The 18728-nt window shown below is 39.2% G+C and carries 14 protein-coding genes and 1 other RNA gene; all 15 read right to left on the reverse strand.

Annotated features, from left to right (window positions below):
- Positions 1-55: 55 nt before the first annotated feature.
- A complete protein-coding gene (gene murB / locus PVV69_RS02445; protein ID WP_273719942.1) occupies positions 56-1033 on the reverse strand; it encodes a UDP-N-acetylmuramate dehydrogenase in 978 nt (325 codons plus the stop codon).
- A complete protein-coding gene (murC, locus tag PVV69_RS02450; RefSeq protein WP_273756321.1) occupies positions 1011-2438 on the reverse strand; it encodes a UDP-N-acetylmuramate--L-alanine ligase in 1428 nt (475 codons plus the stop codon). Before murC ends, murB begins: the two co-directional genes overlap by 23 nt.
- The gene (murG, locus tag PVV69_RS02455) at positions 2422-3558 is read right to left on the reverse strand and encodes an undecaprenyldiphospho-muramoylpentapeptide beta-N-acetylglucosaminyltransferase (RefSeq protein ID WP_273756322.1); all 1137 of its coding nucleotides are present in this window, start codon (positions 3556-3558) and stop codon (positions 2422-2424) included. The genes murC and murG overlap by 17 nt, the downstream gene beginning before the upstream one ends.
- Complete coding sequence (locus tag PVV69_RS02460) at positions 3551-4705, reverse strand: FtsW/RodA/SpoVE family cell cycle protein (protein ID WP_273756357.1); 1155 nt, start codon at positions 4703-4705, stop codon at positions 3551-3553. The genes murG and PVV69_RS02460 overlap by 8 nt, the downstream gene beginning before the upstream one ends.
- A gap of 132 nt (positions 4706-4837) precedes the next feature.
- Positions 4838-6238 (reverse strand): UDP-N-acetylmuramoyl-L-alanine--D-glutamate ligase, encoded by a 1401-nt coding sequence (gene murD / locus PVV69_RS02465; RefSeq protein WP_273756323.1) that lies wholly within the window; start codon positions 6236-6238, stop codon positions 4838-4840.
- Positions 6239-6242: 4 nt separating this feature from the next.
- Positions 6243-7313 carry a phospho-N-acetylmuramoyl-pentapeptide-transferase gene (gene mraY, locus PVV69_RS02470; protein ID WP_273756324.1) on the reverse strand — a complete coding sequence of 357 codons (1071 nt, stop codon included), beginning with the start codon at positions 7311-7313 and terminating at the stop codon, positions 6243-6245.
- A 13-nt stretch (positions 7314-7326) separates the two neighbouring features.
- Positions 7327-8757, reverse strand: a complete 1431-nt coding sequence (locus tag PVV69_RS02475; protein ID WP_273756325.1) for a UDP-N-acetylmuramoylalanyl-D-glutamyl-2,6-diaminopimelate--D-alanyl-D-alanine ligase — start codon at positions 8755-8757, stop codon at positions 7327-7329.
- Positions 8754-10205 (reverse strand): UDP-N-acetylmuramoyl-L-alanyl-D-glutamate--2,6-diaminopimelate ligase, encoded by a 1452-nt coding sequence (locus PVV69_RS02480; protein WP_273756326.1) that lies wholly within the window; start codon positions 10203-10205, stop codon positions 8754-8756. Before PVV69_RS02480 ends, PVV69_RS02475 begins: the two co-directional genes overlap by 4 nt.
- Before the next feature lie 17 nt (positions 10206-10222).
- Positions 10223-11974 carry a penicillin-binding protein 2 gene (locus tag PVV69_RS02485; RefSeq protein ID WP_273719862.1) on the reverse strand — a complete coding sequence of 584 codons (1752 nt, stop codon included), beginning with the start codon at positions 11972-11974 and terminating at the stop codon, positions 10223-10225.
- On the reverse strand, positions 11974-12378 hold the full coding sequence (locus PVV69_RS02490; RefSeq protein WP_273719861.1) for a hypothetical protein: 405 nt from the start codon (positions 12376-12378) through the stop codon (positions 11974-11976). Before PVV69_RS02490 ends, PVV69_RS02485 begins: the two co-directional genes overlap by 1 nt.
- The gene (gene rsmH, locus PVV69_RS02495; protein ID WP_273756327.1) at positions 12375-13373 is read right to left on the reverse strand and encodes a 16S rRNA (cytosine(1402)-N(4))-methyltransferase RsmH; all 999 of its coding nucleotides are present in this window, start codon (positions 13371-13373) and stop codon (positions 12375-12377) included. Before rsmH ends, PVV69_RS02490 begins: the two co-directional genes overlap by 4 nt.
- Positions 13374-13652: 279 nt before the next feature.
- Positions 13653-14043, reverse strand: an RNA gene (gene rnpB / locus PVV69_RS02500) — RNase P RNA component class A.
- 86 nt (positions 14044-14129) lie between these two features.
- Entirely contained in the window at positions 14130-14639 is a 510-nt protein-coding gene (locus PVV69_RS02505) for a lytic transglycosylase domain-containing protein (protein WP_273719857.1), read from the reverse strand.
- A gap of 831 nt (positions 14640-15470) precedes the next feature.
- Entirely contained in the window at positions 15471-15845 is a 375-nt protein-coding gene (locus PVV69_RS02510; RefSeq protein WP_273756328.1) for a hypothetical protein, read from the reverse strand.
- A 1545-nt stretch (positions 15846-17390) separates the two neighbouring features.
- Positions 17391-18329: a methyltransferase domain-containing protein gene (locus tag PVV69_RS02515; protein WP_273756329.1), complete on the reverse strand. Its 939-nt coding sequence runs from the start codon at positions 18327-18329 to the stop codon at positions 17391-17393.
- Positions 18330-18728: the final 399 nt, after the last annotated feature.

Below are 18728 nucleotides of genomic sequence, written 5' to 3' on the forward strand. Positions count from 1 at the left end.
TATCTCTTTGAAATGACTCAATTTTTTATTACCAATTTTTTATACACCGAATCAATTAATGAAACGGGTCAAAAGAGGGAACAATACGTCCTTGTTTAAATTGACCAATACGTTGTATTTCCCACTGTAAAAGGTGGGCTGAATGAGCAAAAACACGAGCACGCACTGCCTCTCCCAAAGCTTCAAGATCATAACCTGTTGCGTGCCCAGTATTGATCATAAAATTACAGTGCATTTCACTCATCTGAGCTCCACCAATCTGCAAACCACGGCATCCTGCTTCATCAATAACACGCCATGCAGATGTATTTTCAGGATTTCTAAAAGTTGAACCACCTGTTTTTTCGCGAACAGGCTGTACTGTTTCTCGATGCAGTGCAACTTCATCCATAGCAGCACGAATATTGTCATACTTTCCTAATTCACCTTCCAACAAAGCAGCGGTAAAAATAAGATCTTCAGGAACGACACAATGGCGATAAGAATAGTGCATATCCTTGAGACTTAAAATATGACGCTGTCCTCTACGATCAAATGCATAAACCTCAACAACACGAGCAGCCGTTTCAACACCATTAGCTCCTGCATTCATTTTGAGAGCCCCTCCAAGACCACCAGGAATACCATAATAAAAATGAAAACCTGCAACTTCAGCTTCTAGCGCTGCTGCTGCTAAATGTTTATCCGCGGTAGCAGCACCAACCAAAAAACGCTTTGCAGAAACTTGTCGTATTTGCCCGAAACCTTTGGCTGAAAGACGAATAACAACACCAGGAATTCCTCCATCACGCACCAAAAGATTAGAACCAATCCCTACAATTGTTATAGGAATAGATTCAGGCAAATTTTGCAGAAAAAAGGCTAAATCTTCTTCATCAGCAGGCTGATAAAAAAGCTCTGCTAGCCCACCTGTGCGAAACCACGTTACCTTACGCATATCCATATTAGGCGTAAGTTTTCCTTTTACTCCGCAAAACAGCAGTTGCAATCGCGCGAACAGCGCCTCACCATCAATCTGTTGAAAGTTCATCATTTCCATCAAGTACCGCCAACTGATGAGGCAACGCACAAGCCCATTGTGTGATATTACCAGCACCAAGAAAAACAACATAATCCCCAGACTGGGCAAATGTAGAGACAATAGAAACAACATCTTCCAGACCGTGAATCAAACGCACATCACGATGACCAGCCATTTTAATATGTTCCACCAATTCTCTAGCTCCAAAACCAACGATTGGCTCTTCACCAGCTGCATAAACGGGTGCAATGAGCACTGTATCTGCATCATTAAAACAAGCAGCAAAATCATCAAATAAATTAGACAAACGTGAATAACGATGGGGTTGTGCAATAGCAATCACGCGCCCTTTTGCACTCTCACGCGCAGCACGTAAAACAGCCTTTATTTCAACAGGATGGTGCCCATAATCATCAAATATTTCAACGCCATGCCAACTTCCTGTTTGCGTAAAACGCCGTTTTACTCCAGCAAATTCTGCTAGTCCCTTTTTTATAGCTTCATTTGCAATACCAAGTTCATGAGCAATTGCAATTGCCGCCGTTGCATTAGAAATATTATGTTGCCCAGACATGGGCAAAGTCAAATTTTTCAACTCAGTCTTTTTCCCTGTCTTGCGTGAACGAATAAGAACATCAAAATGCGTTTTTTGACCATCCATCGAAAGATTTAAAAAACGGACATCTGCTTGTGGATTTGCGCCATAAGTAATCACCCAACGATCATCAATACGGCTAGCCAACGATTGAACCTCTGGATGATCAAGGCATAAAACAGCAAAGCCATAAAAAGGAACGTTTTCTACAAACTTCCGAAAAGCTTGACGCAAAGCCGAAAAATTTCCATAATGATCCAAATGCTCAGCATCAATATTGGTAATAACCGCAATATCAGCAGGCAATTTTAAAAATGTACCGTCACTCTCATCGGCCTCAACAACCATCCAATCACCCTCCCCCATACGAGCATTGGTGCCATAAGCATTAATAATACCGCCATTAATCACTACCGGATCAAAACAACCAGCATCAAGAAGTGCTGCTATCATGGATGTAGTTGTTGTTTTACCATGTGTACCTCCAACAGCAATTGCCCGACGAAAGCGCATAAGCTCCGCGAGCATTTCCGCACGCCTCACCAGTGGCAAATGCTGCTCTTTCGCAGCAATATATTCAGGATTTGTTTTCTTAATAGCTGTAGAAAATACAACAACCTCTGCATTCCCTAAATTTTCAGGATGATGACCTATATGAATGGTAATTCCTTTTTTCCGTAAACGCTCTACATTTGCGCTATCAACCTGATCTGATCCTTGAACTTTATAGCCAAAATTATGAAAAACCTCTGCAATTCCACTCATACCAATACCACCGATTCCAACAAAATGGATCACACCTATATTAAGCGGCATTTTCATCAAAAAACTCCTCTTTTATATCTGATAATGAGCGCCCTGCAATCAATGCTTCAGCCATATCAGCAAGGCGAATAGTTGCACGAGGTTGTCCAACTTTTTTTGCAGCAAGCGCCTGCTTTTCTAATAAGTGTGGCTTACAACAAGCTTCTGTTAAGAGAGCAGCAAGTCTTTGTCCGTTCAAATCTTTTTCTGATACAATTTGAGCTCCCCCCACACGCGCAAGCAATGCAGCATTTGCTGCCTGATCATGATCTAAAGCATGGGGATAGGGAACAAGCAAAGCAGGCCGACCAATAACAGCTATTTCACAAACAGATGAGGCACCAGCACGTGATAAAATGAAATGAGACCGTGCCATACGCTCAGCCATATCATCAAAAAAAGAGGCAACTTCTGCTTGCACACCTAACTCGTGATAGGTTTTTATTAACTCTTCAGCTTCACCTCGAACTTGCTGAACAATTCGTAAGCGTTTACGTATCCCCTCATCCAACAAAGTAACTGCTTCAGGAACAATTCGTGAAAAAGCAGAAGCCCCTTGGCTTCCACCAAAAACCAAGAAATGAAAGGGATCTTCATTTGCAGAAGGATGATAAGGAACTTCTGCTGCTTTAAGAACAGCCTCACGCACAGGATTTCCTGTCAAAAATATTTTATGAGCGTAAGCATTATTTTGCGATAACAAACCACCTGCTATTACACGCACAAAACGTGCTAACGCCCGATTAGCACGTCCCATAACGGCATTCTGTTCATGAATAAATGTTACCCGCCGCATGAAAGCAGCAACAACAACAGGAGGAAAGCTAGGATAGCCTCCAAATCCACCGACAAGAACAGGACGCAGTTTATAAAAAAGCAGCAAAGATTGCCTCATTCCCCTTAACAAAGTCCAAAATGTTTTTATCAATGCAAAAGGATGACGTCGTGTAAATGTTGCCGATGAAATAATATGTGTGTGCGTTTCATCAAAGCAGCGTACAAAACCTTGAGCCCTTCCATCCGTTGCCAAATGAACATCATATCCACGCTGTCTTAATTCAGCAGCAAGAGCTTCAGCAGGAAAAAGATGTCCTCCTGTACCACCAGCCACCAAAACCACAACTTTTTTATCACTCATAAGCGGTATCCAAAACAGAAGGAGAAGAAAAAGCTGAAAGGCGTGCTTCTGGCCAGCGACGTGTTAAACTAAGCAAAATCCCCATCGAAAATGCAATCGCCATCATAGAGGAACCACCATAAGAAATAAACGGCAATGTCATACCTTTTGGAGGTATTAAATGAAGATTAACAGCCATATTAATCGCTGATTGAAAGCCAATCATCATCGCTATACCAGTAATACCAAGACGTATAAATGAATCACGCGTATTCATTGCTATATACAATGAGCGCATAACGATAAAGCCAAACAGCATCATAATGAAAAGACAAAGGATAATACCATATTCTTCAGCAGCAACGGAAAACACGAAATCTGTATGGCTATCAGGAATGATACGTTTTACCGTCCCCTCTCCTGGACCTTGCCCAAACCAACCACCATTCAAAATAGCTTCACGTCCAACATCCACCTGAAAGGTATCACCTTCGCCTGTCAAAAAAGCATTGATACGTTCGCGGACATGGTGCAGAGAAAAATAAGCAAAAACAATTCCTAGCAATCCTAAAATGACAAAGAGAAAAATAACAGTAAGAGGCACACCAGCAACAAAAAACAGACCGCCCCATATTGCACTGATTAAAAGTGTTTGACCAATATCAGGCTGTAAAACGAGAAGCACACAACAAAAAGCATAAAGTACAGTAGCAAGCGTATAGCCAGGAATACCTCTACGCCTTATCTGTTCTGAAAAAAGCCAAGCAGACATCACCACAAAAGCGGGTTTCATAAACTCTGAAGCTTGTACAGAAAAACCAAACAGAGGAATCCAGCGCCGCGCTCCCTTTAATTCTGGACCAAAGAATAAGGTTGCAACCATAAGAACAAGCGTTACAACAAGCAAAAGAGCACATAAACGGCGAATATTACGAAGTGAAAAAAAAGAAACAGTAATCATCGTAAAAAACGCTGGAATACTAAAAATGATATGCCAGCGTACAAAATAAAAACTATCCGCTATGCCGATTTTTTTTGCGATAGTGGGACTCGCAGCAAAAGACAGCATGATGCCAATCCCCATGAGAATCAAACAAGCAGCAAAGATAGAGCGATCAATCGTCCACCACCAATTAGCAATTGGGTCTCTATCAGCACGCGTAACCATCATATCTACCTTATCTTTGTCATAATTCTCTTCAAAGCGATATGGTTCCCACTCCCTGTAACATACACTTCAAAAACTAAATTACACAAAAAAAGATTCCGGAGTATTAACGTGAAAAGGCTTTTTTAAAATTCATGTTTCTTTTAACTGCATAACAAAAGAAACAAATTCTTCCCCACGCTCTTCATAATTTTTAAATTGATCATAACTTGCACAAGCCGGTGAAAAGAGGACCACAACCTCTTTCGCCTTACAGAGCCTTGCATCAGCAGCAGCTTCACGCACCGCATGTTCCAAAGTTAAGCTCATTGAAACAGGAAAAGAACATCCAATAACACCGGCAAATTCTTCTGCTGCACTCCCAATTAAATAAGCTTTGTGAATTTTATGAAAAAATCCTCTAAGAGAATCAATTCCACCTTCTTTTGGCAGCCCCCCAACAATCCAAAAAATATCATGAAAAGCAGAAAGTGCGGGAGAAGCTGCATCGGCATTAGTTGCCTTGCTATCATTGATAAAGAGAACTGATCCCATTTGACGCACCTGCTGCATACGATGAGGCAACCCTTGATAACTTGCTAAATACTGATTTATATGTGGATCAGTTATTTTTAAAGCCTGTAATGTCGCTAATGCCATAAGAGCATTTTGCGCATTATGACGACCGCGCAATGCCGTCATAGATGCGAGATCTGCCAACATCTGAGGCTGTCCTTGACAAACAGAAAAGAGCTTAGTTCCATCCGCATAAAAACCATTTTCTAGCAAATGTTCCTTGGAAACTGCTTCAACGTGATGACCTTCATCAAGCAATTGTTTATACAAAGCCTGACAAGATGCATCATCTACTGAAATAAAAGCACGAGATGCTCTAGCAACGAGATGTCTTTTGGCTTCCACATAATGCGCAAAACTACCATGGCGATCGATATGATCAGGTGTTAAATTCAATAAAATCCCAATAGTTGGTCGAAGAGAAGGAGTAAGATCAATTTGAAACGATGAACATTCAATCACATAAATACGTTTTTTTACAAATGGCTTAAGCATCAATATTGCTGTTCCAATATTTCCGCCCATCTGCACATCATAACCCATTTGTTCTAATAAATGCGTAAGTAAAGCTGTCGTTGTCGACTTCCCATTTGTGCCGGTAATAGCAATAAACGGAACATCCCTATCACAAAAACCATAATGCTGTAAAAAACGATAACGTGCACGCACAAATAATTCAATATCGCCAATAATTTCTATATTTGCTTGACGCGCTTTTTCAACAACCCAATGAGGTTTCGGATAAGTTAAAGGAACACCGGGAGCCAAAATCAATGCAACAAACTCTGACCAATCTTCATGACGAAGATCTCTCGTTGGAATATCTTTCTGAAAAGCCTCTTGTATGCTGGAAAGATTATCATCCCAAGCAACCACTTGCGCACCACCACGCATCAACGCTTGTGCAGCTGCTAATCCTGATTGCCCTAATCCAAACAGGACAACTTTTTTTCCCTTATAACATGTAACAGAAATCAAAGCTTTACCGCAATTTAAGTGTTGAAAGACCAATCAATGCAAGCACGATCGAAATAATCCAAAAACGTATCACTACTTGGCTTTCCGTCCATCCTTTTTTCTCAAAATGATGGTGTATCGGAGCCATGAGAAACACACGCTTTTTGGTTAATTTAAAATAACCAACCTGAATAACAACTGAAAAACCTTCTAGAACAAAAAGTCCTCCAATAAGCGCTAAAACAATTTCATGCTTGGTGGCGACAGCAACACTACCCAATAGTCCACCAAGAGCCAACGAGCCAGTATCCCCCATAAAAATAGCCGCAGGTGGTGCATTAAACCATAAAAAGCCAAGACCTGCACCAACAACAGCGCCCAATAAAACAGCTAATTCACCTGTTCCTGAGACATAATGAATTTGTAAATAATCAGCAAAATTAATATTACCAGAAAGGTAAGCAATCAGAGCAAAAGACAAAGCAGTAACCATGACAGGAACAATAGCAAGTCCATCAAGACCATCCGTCAAGTTAACCGCATTACCCGTTGCAACAACAACAACAGCAGAAAAAGGAATAAAAAACCAACCCAAATTGATGAAATATTCTTTCAAAAAGGGCAAAGCTAATCCCGGCGTGCCAACTTGTAAGAATATAAAAGCAGCCATTGCCGCAACAAGAAACTCCAAACTTAACCGTGCTTTACCAGAAAAACCTTTATGTGTTTGTTTTGTAACCTTAAGATAATCATCATAAAAGCCGATTACTCCAAAACAAAGCATAACAAACAGCGATACCCAAAAATAAATATTTGATAAATTACACCACAAAAGCGCAGATACCACAATGCCCGTTAAAATCATCAGCCCACCCATAGTAGGTGTTCCCGCCTTTTTAAAATGCGTTTGAGGTCCATCAGCGCGAATAGGTTGCCCTTTTCCCTGCCGCAATTTAAGAGAGGCAATAATGCTAGGACCAAACAAAAACACAATAAGCCCAGATGTAAGCATAGCTGCTATAGTGCGAAAAGTAATATAACGAAAAACATTGACTCCTGGAAGCCAATCACTAAGCAAAGATAAAAACAGCATCATGATATAAAAAAACCTATTTCAACGAGAAAGAAACAACCTTATAGCGATCAAGCAATGCCCTCACAATATCTGATGAATAAAGACTATTGGATGACTTGATCATAAGCAGATCTCCATGGGAAACTTCTGCAAAAATAAGCGGTAAAATTTCTTCAGCATTTTCAGCATAGTGAACCTTCACAGAGGCAGACAGATCAGAGGACAAAAACTTCATTGCCTCACCAAATAAAAAAACGGGATTAGCACCAGAAAGAGAGACTGGCTTTACTAAATCACGATGGAGTTTTTCACTATAAGCACCCAACTCCAGCATATCACCCAAAATAGCAATTCGCCGACCACAGCTCCCTACCGGCCCTATAGCAAGCAAATCAAGAGCCGCACACATAGATGCAGGATTTGCATTATAGCTTTCATCAATTAAAGAAAATTCGCCCCCATTTGGTAAAGCCAATCTATAACGAATACCACGCCCCTTCTGAAGAGCAAAACCACTTAAAGAAAGTAAAATGGATTCCAAATCAACACCAAGAGCATCACAAACAGCAATAACCGCTAAACTATTTTGTACAATATGCCGTCCAGGAGCTCCAATTTGAATTTCTCTCTCTTGCCCCAAAATACGGACAGTCACAAAGGAATTCTCTGTGAGAAGACGTATATCTCGAGCCTGATAATCAGCGTTTTGAGTCTCACCAAAGCTTAAGATTTTTTTCACACCACATTGCTTTGCTTTTTGGACTAAATAAGAAAAAAAATCACTATCTGTATTTAAAACAGCAATCCCCTCCTTATCCAGTCCTTCAAAAATTTCAGCTTTTGCATCAGCAATTTCCTCAAGGTTTTTAAAGAAACCCATATGCGCCGCAGAAATATGTGTAATGAGAACAATATGTGGATGAACCAACTTAACCAAAGGGCGAATTTCACCCTTATGATTCATACCAATTTCAAAGATACCATAATCACTCTCCTCAGGCATTCGTGCCAAGGTAAGCGGCACGCCCCAGTGATTATTCAAAGAAGCAGAATTAGCGTGAACCCTCCCAACAGCTGTCAACACTTGTTTGAGAGCTTCTTTTGTTGTTGTTTTCCCCACAGATCCTGTTACCGCAATAATTTTAGCCTTTGAACGCTTACGCGCAGCTTTTCCAAGCTTTTCTAAGGCTTGTAAAACATCAGGAACAACAATGAGTGGAGCAGATATTTTTTCCATATCCGCCAAACGATTTTCCGCAACAATAAGAACACCAGCACCTTGCTCATAAGCTTGCAGGGCAAAATCATGGCCATCAAGATGATGCCCCTTAATACAGAAAAAAATCTCGCCTTCTTCTAAAGTACGAGTATCGATAGAAACTCCAGAAAAAGTTTCTGGCAAACGCCCCACAACAAAACCACCGATTGCAGAAACAAGTGCTTGTTTATTCCATAAAGCTGTCATTTAATCCGTTCCTGTAAAGCCTCAATCACTTTCAAGCGATCTGAAAAAGGATATGTTTTTTGCCCTATAATTTGACCATTCTCATGACCTTTTCCAGCAATGATTAATGTATCCCCTGCTTTTAATAGCCCAATTGCATAAGCAATAGCCTCACCACGATCTGCTATTTCGATGGCTTTGGGCGCTGCTTGTAAAATATCTTGACGAATTTTTTTTGGTATTTCCGTGCGAGGATTATCATCCGTTACAATGACAATATCAGCTTTATTTTCTGCGATTTTTCCCATCAAGGGTCTTTTTCCTTGATCACGATCACCACCGCAACCAAAAACAAGGATCAAACGTCCTTGCGTAAAGGGACGAACAGAAAGCAATACCTGTTCTAAAGCTTCTGGTTTATGCGCATAATCGATATAAACAGGAGCATTATTCTCTGTCTTTCCAACCAACTCTAACCGCCCAGGTGCTCCCTGCAAACTTTCCAAAGAACGAAACACCTTATCTGGAGAAACACCTGTTGCAATTGCGAGTCCCACCGCCATAAGCGCATTGGTCACCTGAAAATCTCCCGCTAAAGGCAAATCAAATGTATAGATATCGTTTTCCACACGACACTCAACACACTGTTTTGAACGTTGATGCTCAACACGATTAATAGTGATAAATTGCCCTTTACGCCCAACTGTTAAAACACGACGGCGTGCTTTCTTGACGGTATCAATAACCTTTTGCGAATAAATATCATCGGCAAAAATCAGAGCAGGAGCATCTTCAGGCAAAAGCGTATCAAACAGCCTCATTTTAGCACATAAGTAATCCTCTACACATGCGTGATAATCCATATGATCACGCCCTAAATTGGTAAAGGCGCCAGCAGTTAAATGGACCCCATCAAGTCGATTTTGATCAATTCCATGCGAAGATGCTTCAAGGGCAGCATGAGTAACACCCTCATGAGCAATTTCAGAAAGAAGACGTTGTAAAATAACTGGATCAGGTGTTGTAAGAGAACCGTAATCATTCCGATGAGGAGAAATGACACCTACCGTTCCTATACTTGCCGCACATAATCCAACGTGAGTCCAAATCTGCCGAATGAAAGAGACAACAGATGTTTTACCACTTGTCCCTGTCACAGCAACGACCGTTTCAGGTTGAGAACCATAAAAACGTGCCGCTGCTATTGCTAAACTATGACGAACATTACCAACACGTAAAAGGGGAACAGATAAATCCTTAAAGACAACATGAGAATCTGTCACAATTGCTCGTGCACCACGTTTTAGTGCATCATTAATATAGTGTTTGCCATCAGCTTGATTTCCTTGAATAGCTACAAAAACATAACCTGGCAAAACTTGCCGAGAATCTGCAGTTATTCCTGTTATTTCCATTGAAGAAAGCTTTTCATCTTCAAAACATTCTGCAAAAACTGTTCCAAACAACATGATAACGTACCTTTATCTTAATTCTGTCGTTGCTTAACAAATTTCGAATTGTTCTTTGTGCTCAAAAGAGGCTCGTATTCTTTTTCGAAATCTGGTTTTATTCCCAAAAAACTCGCTGAACGGCGGATGATATTAGCAAGCATTGGCCCTGCATTCATTGCTGCTGTTGCTGAACGCTGCCCCTCTTCAGGTTGAGGCTCATCGATAATAGTTAAAACAACATAAGAAGGATTTTCTATAGGAAAGGCAGAAAGGAAACTATTAAAATTTTTTGTTTTAGAATATTTTCCATTTTCAACTTTTTCAGCTGTTCCTGTTTTACCACCAACACGATAACCTTCTACTTTTGCATTACGTCCAGAACCTATATTGCTATTTAATTTATAAAGATAACGCATATTTTGACTAGTTTTGGCCTGTAAAACTTTTTTCGCATGTTGCAAAGCTTGTTCTTTTGTGCGTTTTAAAAAAGTAGGATCAATCCACCAACCATCATTCATAAGAGCAGCAGCACCTACAGCTGTTTGCAAAGGCGTTGTTGCCATACCATGCCCAAAAGAAATCGTCATAGAATGGATATCCTTCCAATGATGTGGCACGACAGGATGGGCGACCTCAGGCAATTCTATTGTCAATCGATCAAGTAAACCAAGTCGTTTTAAAAAATCACGATGTCCGTCAATTCCTACCGCCAAAGCCTCCTTAGCAGAACCAATATTGGAAGAATAAATAAAAACTTCCCAAACTGTTAAGGGACGATTTTTTCCATGGAAATCACGAATGAAGTAATTTTTACTTGCCTGAATAGGGTTTGAAGCATCAATAACACTATTCAAATGAAAAAGTCCTGAATCAAGTGCCATTGCGGTTGTAAAACTTTTAATAATAGATCCCATTTCAAAAGTCCCAGCTGTCATTCTATTAAAACGATCACTTTTCAGAGCATCAGCAGGATTTCCAGGGTCAAAATCTGGAAGTGATGCCAAAGCCAAAACTTCTCCTGTGTGGATATTTAAAATAACAGCTCCTGCAGCAATCGCTTTATAACGCTTCATGGCCTTAACAAGTTCATCATGCACAATAGCCTGAAGTCGCACATCAATTGAAAGCTGAACTGGGTTTAATGATTCTTCTGTTGCAAGACCAGCAGCACGCAAAGCACTCAAGCCAGCATCATCAATATATTTTTCCATACCAGCTATGCCCTGATTATCAACATTCACCATGCCGAGAATATGCGAAACCATAGATCCACTTGGATAAAAACGACGAATTTCCGTACGAAAACCAATCCCTGGAATACCAAGAGCCATAATCCTTGTCTTTTGCATTGGCGTTAATCCACGCTGAATCCAAGAAAAGCTGGACTTTTTTTTGAGACGTTTATAAGTCTCCTGCCAATTGAGATTGGGCAAAACTGTTGAGAGCAATTCAATGGTTTCATCCACATCAATAATACGTCGCGGTTCAGCAAAAAGCGAATAAGTCTTAATATCCGTTGCCAATAAACGATTATTACGATCCACAATATCAGGTCGAGCAGTGGGCTGAACAGCCGTTGGCCCTTTTGCTTCTTCAATTTGCCCACCTTCAAGCCCATAAGAAATAAGACAAGCTCCTATAATACTATACAAAGCCAGAAAGCAGAACAAAGAAAAAAGCAAGCGTGGACGACCAGAATACGAGCGATAAACAGGAAAACCATCAAGATTGAACTGGTTATTATTTAAGCGCCTTTTCTTTTGCGAGAATGGAAAGGATAATTTCATCACCGCACGCCTTTTTGTACAACACTATTCATCTGAGAAGTACGATTATTCGCCAAAATATCTCGCCTTTCCTCCAAAATATTTCGTTTAATCACTTCTTCAATGGGATCATGTACACGCACTGGAATATCTTTAAACTCTACGATTTGGCGAGGCTGTATGATCTCCAAACCAAGCTCTTTTTGATAACGTTTTGCAAGTTTTTGCAGACGTGAAGGCTCTATCATCACAGCCCACTCAGCATGTAATAAACTCACCGTATTTTTCGCTGCAGCAATTTCATGTTCAAGATGGCGGATTTCGCTCATTCGCCTTTGGACATCATATTTTACCTTATAAGTAAGACCTGCCATACAAATCATAATGATCACTAAAATCATATCAAATGTGCGAAAAACTGTCATTTCTTGCCACCCTCAAAACTGGCAATTTCTGCGAAACCAAATAATTTCATATCTGCTGCAAGACTCTCCGCCTGTGTACGTACACCAATACGCAACTTTGCAGAACGTGAACGAGGGTTTTTTTGAAGCTCTTCTTCACTTGCAGTGATCACACCTTTAAACAAAGGAAAAAATGTTGCTGGAACCGTCTCTATTTCAGGAAGATAGCGTGATCTCACCCTCTCTCCTGAACGAGCAGAAAAAAATCTTTTGACCATACGATCTTCAAGAGAATGAAAACTCACAACACCCAAACGACCTCCTGGCTTCAAAACGCGTTCAGCAGCAAATAAACCACGCGCGAGTTCACCAATTTCATCGTTCACATAAATGCGAAGAGCCTGAAATACACGTGTTGCAGGATGAATGCGCTCTCCACTTTTGTACCCCACCAACGCTTCAATGGCATGGGCAAGGTCACCAGTACGCAAAAAAGGCTGGATAGAGCGACGTTTTTCAATCATTCGTGCAATTCGCCCCGCATAACGTTCTTCTCCTAATATTTTAAAAATACGCGCTAATTCATTACTTTTCAAACGATTGACAACATCACGAGCAGTAAAACCCGTCTGAGTCATTCGCATATCTAATGGACCATCTTTTTGAAAAGAAAAACCTCTCTCAGCCTCATCAAGCTGCATTGAAGAAACACCAATATCCAAAATAACAGCATCCACCTTCTCTTCAACGACGCTCTCCAACTTTGAAAACTCCATCTGCACTAAATGAAGTCGTGGAAAAAATTCATCAACAAGTGATTGTCCCGCAACAATAGCATAAGGATCACGATCAAGAGCAATAACCTGTGCGCCTGCATTTAACAAAGCACGCGTATAACCACCAGCACCAAAGGTGCCATCAATCACTCTTGCCCCAACCAATGGCGCAAGCCCAGCTAAAACTGGCTGTAACAACACTGGAATATGGCGTTCAGCTCTGTGACCTTGTTTTGTCAAAATAATCCGTCTTGATTTATGCTTATTTACAATAAACAGCTCTCACATGGAAACTGATATTAGAATAACCAAAACTTCACCTTTCACAATGAAAGAACATAAAGCCAAAGTTAGTCCAGCACATATCCTAACGCATTATACTTAAAGAAATGTTATGATTTTTTAAAAGGCTTTTTTAAAGTATACACTCTAAAAGCACCCATTGATTGCATAGAATAAGTCTGCGTACAACGCCCATTTTTTACAATAATCAATGAGATAAAACACATTCAGTCAAAAAAGATCAGTCGGCCTATAAGCCGGGTTCTGTATCATAAAGCTTACACTCTATATGGCAACCATTCATCTGGGACGGATGTTACCATCCGCCTCGTGCAACCTACCCGAATGACTCGCTTGGAAACCAGCTGCAAGTTAAGTCTTGCGCGTCATTTCTATTTGGTCTTGCTCCCGGTGGGGTTTACCTTGCCACATTCATTACTGAATGCGCGGTGGGCTCTTACCCCACCCTTTCACCCTTACCTATAAAAATAGGCGGTTTACTTTCTGTGGCACTTTCCCTAGGGTCGCCCCCGCCGGGTGTTACCCGGCACCGTTTTTCCGTGGAGCCCGGACTTTCCTCACCTGTCCCCTTTAAGTATTGGACAAGCGCGGCTGCCCAGCCGACTGACATGGCACTTATAAAACATTTTTCATGACGTGAAAATAGTATCTCCAAGAATTTTTAGAGCAAATGCATCACTTTCAAGATCATTTTTATTTCAATGAAGCCAAATAAGTTTTTACTTTTGAGCAATATTTTGCTGAAATAGCATTCATTTTCTTTGCACCATGACCTGCATTATATTTAAGAATCGTACCACAGGTATTTCCACCACTGAGTTTATATGCCCGTGCCAAATAACGCATCCCATATTCAAGATTAGTCGCAGGATCGTAAAGATCTTGTACGGAACCATTAAAACCCAACCCTCGCGCCGTAGAAGGTTTAATTTGCATTAAGCCTATTTCACCAGCGGCCCCCTTTGTACGTGCCTTATAATTACTTTCAACTCTTACAACAGCATGAGCCAAATTAACAGGAACATTATGCTTATTTGCAAATTTCTGAATAAGGGACTCATAAGGACGCACAGAAATCTTAGGAGCACTATTCACTGAGTTTTCACTTGATCCTGCAACATTGAAGACAGTATGAGCAAAACTGATATCGAATACAAAAAATACAGCAAATGCTGCATTTAAAAAGACTTTCAAAAATTGCATTTTCTCTCTCTTTATTAAGACATTCTTAAATCCTAGCCGTAATGACTTTACCGATGTACTTTACAGAAAAAAAAAGCTAAAGAGCGGCTTGAAAATGAAAATATTAAGACAATTTCAAGATATTTTTTATAACAAAAGAAAATCTCTTAAAAAATAATATATACTTCTTTATTTCATAAAATATAAAAACAAAAAGAAACTCTATAAGAGATTTAAACCTAATAAAAATACGATAGAGATTACCCATTTTTCATACATCTATCATACGGCTTACTTGTAGTAAAAAAACAGCATTTAAAATACCGCTGTTCATTCTTATACAGAATTTCTAAAAGCTTTCATTAAAATCAATCGCTCATTACAAAAAGCGACACAGAACAAAAGTCTTTCACCGAACACTTTTGATATTTCAGAATATTTAATGAGAAAGAGAAACCGTTACCCACTTGCTCCATACACAGCTAAACACCCACAGCAGAAAACTTCTGCTAGAAAAGCCAGGGAGCAAAATCGGTCATTCCAATGGAATTCACCTAAATACACACTAAAAAACACTTTTGAGCCTATAATAAAGCTTCGTAATCATTTTCTCTGTTTTTTATTCTATAAAGAAACAGGAATCCGAATACCCTCTAAATAAAAATTTATAACGCCTATCCCTCTCTCAATATTTCACGCATATATTATAATCGGTTTATCTCTAAATACTTATCCCTCTCTTTAGGAAACATACCAAATAGTGCAATCCTTCTCATGCTTTTCAAAAAACGCAAAAAATGTGAGAAAACTTTATAAAATCAATTGCAAATATACAACTCGTGAAAGACATAGCTAAAAATAAGCATCCACAATGGAAGAATGAGAAATCGCTTTTGATAGAATAACAGCAACAATCCTACCTAATTTCTGAGCCTGCTCACTGTTTTGACCACTTGCAGAAGCAAGAGCAATCATGTCATGGCGCACTTTCTCAATTAATTTCTTTTGTTGCTCCGGCTTCAGCTTAGAGAGTTGCATAATAACATTGGGAAAAGATACTGCAAATTTTTCTAGAAGCACTTCCTCTGTGATATTAACTTGGGAAGAAGAAAAAGAACGACCGAACAAAAATTTATAAACTGCAACATTCCGAGAAACGAAAAGGCTAGCGATAAAAACGGAAAACACAAAAAAAATAAAAACGATACGACTTTCGCAAAATCTCATTATCTCTTAACCTAAAGATCACAACAGACAAAGCACCCCTCAACCTCATATCCATTGCACTTTAAAGAAAAAAATCGCCTTATCATCGATAAAAAGAATAGTACCTCAGCCAAACAAATTGAACCTCACCCTCTCAAACGCTACATACTGCTATTGCATCCCCCAAAAATCAATACCACTCCCTTAAAGCCTGGCTGAGGATTTCCTCAGCCAGGCAAGACAATCTAGGGGATCCACGCGGGGGGGGGGGGGAGGAGGTTCCCCGATCGTCTTCTCACATCAACCACTAAGTGATCAATGCAATATTCTTGCTATGGAATAAAATGTTTTAAACAACAAGAAATTCTTATCACCTTCTATGCAAAAAAACATAAAAAAATTATAAATCGTTTAAAAATGGAAAAATTTAGGCAAAAAATATTTAAAATGATCCAATTTGAAGCAATTTTATTTCAAGAAGAATGAAATAAGAATCTACAGTCATTATAATTTTCAATATTTTTTTAGAAATTTCTGTGATTATAAAAAACTTTAAAGTGTAAGCAGATTTTTCTGCATTTTACCTATGGTACAGATAAAACCTATAAAAACAGCAAATACTCGCTGAACAGTCTTTACCAAAACAATCAAAACACAAGCCTTTTAGCCCTTTAAAGATGGTACAAAAAAAAATGCCCCCCAACATCATTTACACCGAATCACTCACTATTGCTACCTAGAGTGATTAAAAGTTATTTTACAACCAAAAAAATCCAACGCATTATCATAAAAGACTATGATTCATAGAGATATTTTTTCTCCACATACTACTTTGTAGTTACTCTCTTGCAACATGATGCAATAGTCACTCTATAGTTGAAAATTGCTGTATTCTGTTCTTTATAAAGAGGATGAGCCAATAATTTTTTGCTGTTCACGTTTTGTATAAAATCATACCTCTCACAAAACCTTACCTGATGATACTGCTCACTCATCTACTTGCTTAAAGAGAGAGATTTCACTTTGCTTTTAAGTCCATTTTCTAGCCCTATTTGTGAAAGATACAAGACAAAACCATTAAAACCTGCATCTGTCCAGTGAGTGAAGCGACAAAGCAGAAACATTATTACACTTACCATCCCTCAACATTGAATTTGCTCTTGCATTAAAATAACGCTTCAAAAAGCATATCTTACCTCTTTCTTTAACAGTTGCACTCATACATTGCCCCCTTATGGGAACTCAATAAGCTTTCTGTGACCTGTATATCAAAAGGCTTGAAACGAGAAAACATCCCTATATTCACAATTTTCCTTGAAGTTATAAAACAATGAATGATCACTCATAAATTCAATATATTATCAATCACGTACTGTATCAACACACATTAAATGCTTCCAGAAAAAAACATCTCTGTAAGAATATCTTGAGTTATCCCCCATACTACCTCTTAAAACACCAGTAAATCGCGTGCAAAAACAATACCCCTTTAAAAACTCACCAAAGCCTCACCTTTCCTGCTTTTAATTAAAAAACAGAGAACAAAGCACGTTAAACAAAGATGATTTATGCAAAATCTACTTTTTTATCTTTGATATCATCTATGAGTAAACGTGGATCACGGGCAAGCCAAACTGTAGGCATAAACCCCTTATTATTTTCATTTTGCATAGGAGCAAGACAAAGCGTTTGTTCTAGAATAAGTCCAGCATTTTCAAGCCATTGTTCTATTTGTGCATCTGAAAATCCACGGTACATATGGGCGTGGCAAACATGTGAAGAAGCAACTTTTTGCCCAACAAAATCTACAATCAACAAACGCCCATGAGGGCGCAAAACACGCGCCACCTCATGAAGAGCCATCTCAGGGTTGTCAAGAAAATGAAGAACCCAATGAAGAAAAACCACATCAAAAGTTTTCTCCCCAACAGAAAGATGCAAAACATTGCTTTCAAGCTCCACTTCAACACTATGCCTATAAAGATCTGAAAATAATTTTGAGACAGCATCTGTCTCCATACCAAGAGTGAGCATAGTCTCAAACAGTTCATCGCCAATAATTTCAAGTAAAGCACTTTCCACAACCTGATCGGCAATATAGGATAACCGTAAAGCCTTCCACTCTGCTTTTTTTCGTAAAAAATGTTCTTTCCCCACTCTTTGGCGCTGTTTTCTTACCTCCACTAAACGTTCTAAATCACGCACTAACATTACGTCATGCTTTGGCAATGCTGAAATAACAGCCATCACAATGTCTTTGCTTAAACAATTATAACAAAACTTAAAATAATTCTCTCCCCCCTTCTGATAGCATGTCACCAACCACGCCTTACGTAATAAATGGAGATGCCGTAAGACATGCGATTGCGGCTGTGCCAAGATAAAAGTAAGATCAGAAATTGTTAAATCTTCTTGACACAACAGCGCTAAAATACGCAAACGACTTACTTCTGCCATCGTTTTCAGCAACTCAATCATTGCATCTAAACTTACTGTCTTGTTCATCAATATTCCTTAACTCAGATAAACATTTATTCTAACGAATAGAAAATCAAGCAGAAGGCATAAGGTTGCATAAGACTGTGTGGATTGTTGTTATAATAATATGAAAAATGAACAGTTCCTCCCAGCGCTATTTCCTCAAGATAATAGTGACACACCTTATAGAGCAATCACAAAACTCTCTGTAAAAACTTATAACCCTCCACGATAATGTAACGAATAAGAGAGATTTATATATGTTATTATGTATTATCAGTATCTCAAACATAATAAAATATTCTGTAAAGAATATAATAAGAATTCTAAGCTTTCTTTGTTATCTCAGAAGTGAAAAACAAAATTTACCCTATGGTATACTGTTTTAAACACAAAGAAGACACCAGCAACCACCATCATTTTCTC

This window comes from Bartonella sp. MM73XJBT (assembly GCF_028618465.1).
Classification (GTDB): Bacteria; Pseudomonadota; Alphaproteobacteria; order Rhizobiales; family Rhizobiaceae; genus Bartonella.

Bases quoted from the DNA above. Each gene is read 5' to 3' on its own strand.
- murB (WP_273719942.1), bottom strand. From the start codon at position 1,033: ATGATGAACTTTCAACAGATTGATGGTGAGGCGCTGTTCGCGCGATTG.
- murC (WP_273756321.1), bottom strand. From the start codon at position 2,438: ATGAAAATGCCGCTTAATATAGGTGTGATCCATTTTGTTGGAATCGGT.
- murG (WP_273756322.1), bottom strand. From the start codon at position 3,558: ATGAGTGATAAAAAAGTTGTGGTTTTGGTGGCTGGTGGTACAGGAGGA.
- PVV69_RS02460 (WP_273756357.1), bottom strand. From the start codon at position 4,705: ATGGTTACGCGTGCTGATAGAGACCCAATTGCTAATTGGTGGTGGACG.
- mraY (WP_273756324.1), bottom strand. From the start codon at position 7,313: ATGATGCTGTTTTTATCTTTGCTTAGTGATTGGCTTCCAGGAGTCAAT.
- PVV69_RS02475 (WP_273756325.1), bottom strand. From the start codon at position 8,757: ATGACAGCTTTATGGAATAAACAAGCACTTGTTTCTGCAATCGGTGGT.
- PVV69_RS02480 (WP_273756326.1), bottom strand. From the start codon at position 10,205: ATGTTGTTTGGAACAGTTTTTGCAGAATGTTTTGAAGATGAAAAGCTT.
- PVV69_RS02485 (WP_273719862.1), bottom strand. From the start codon at position 11,974: ATGAAATTATCCTTTCCATTCTCGCAAAAGAAAAGGCGCTTAAATAAT.
- PVV69_RS02490 (WP_273719861.1), bottom strand. From the start codon at position 12,378: ATGACAGTTTTTCGCACATTTGATATGATTTTAGTGATCATTATGATT.
- PVV69_RS02505 (WP_273719857.1), bottom strand. From the start codon at position 14,639: ATGCAATTTTTGAAAGTCTTTTTAAATGCAGCATTTGCTGTATTTTTT.
- PVV69_RS02510 (WP_273756328.1), bottom strand. From the start codon at position 15,845: ATGAGATTTTGCGAAAGTCGTATCGTTTTTATTTTTTTTGTGTTTTCC.
- PVV69_RS02515 (WP_273756329.1), bottom strand. From the start codon at position 18,329: ATGAACAAGACAGTAAGTTTAGATGCAATGATTGAGTTGCTGAAAACG.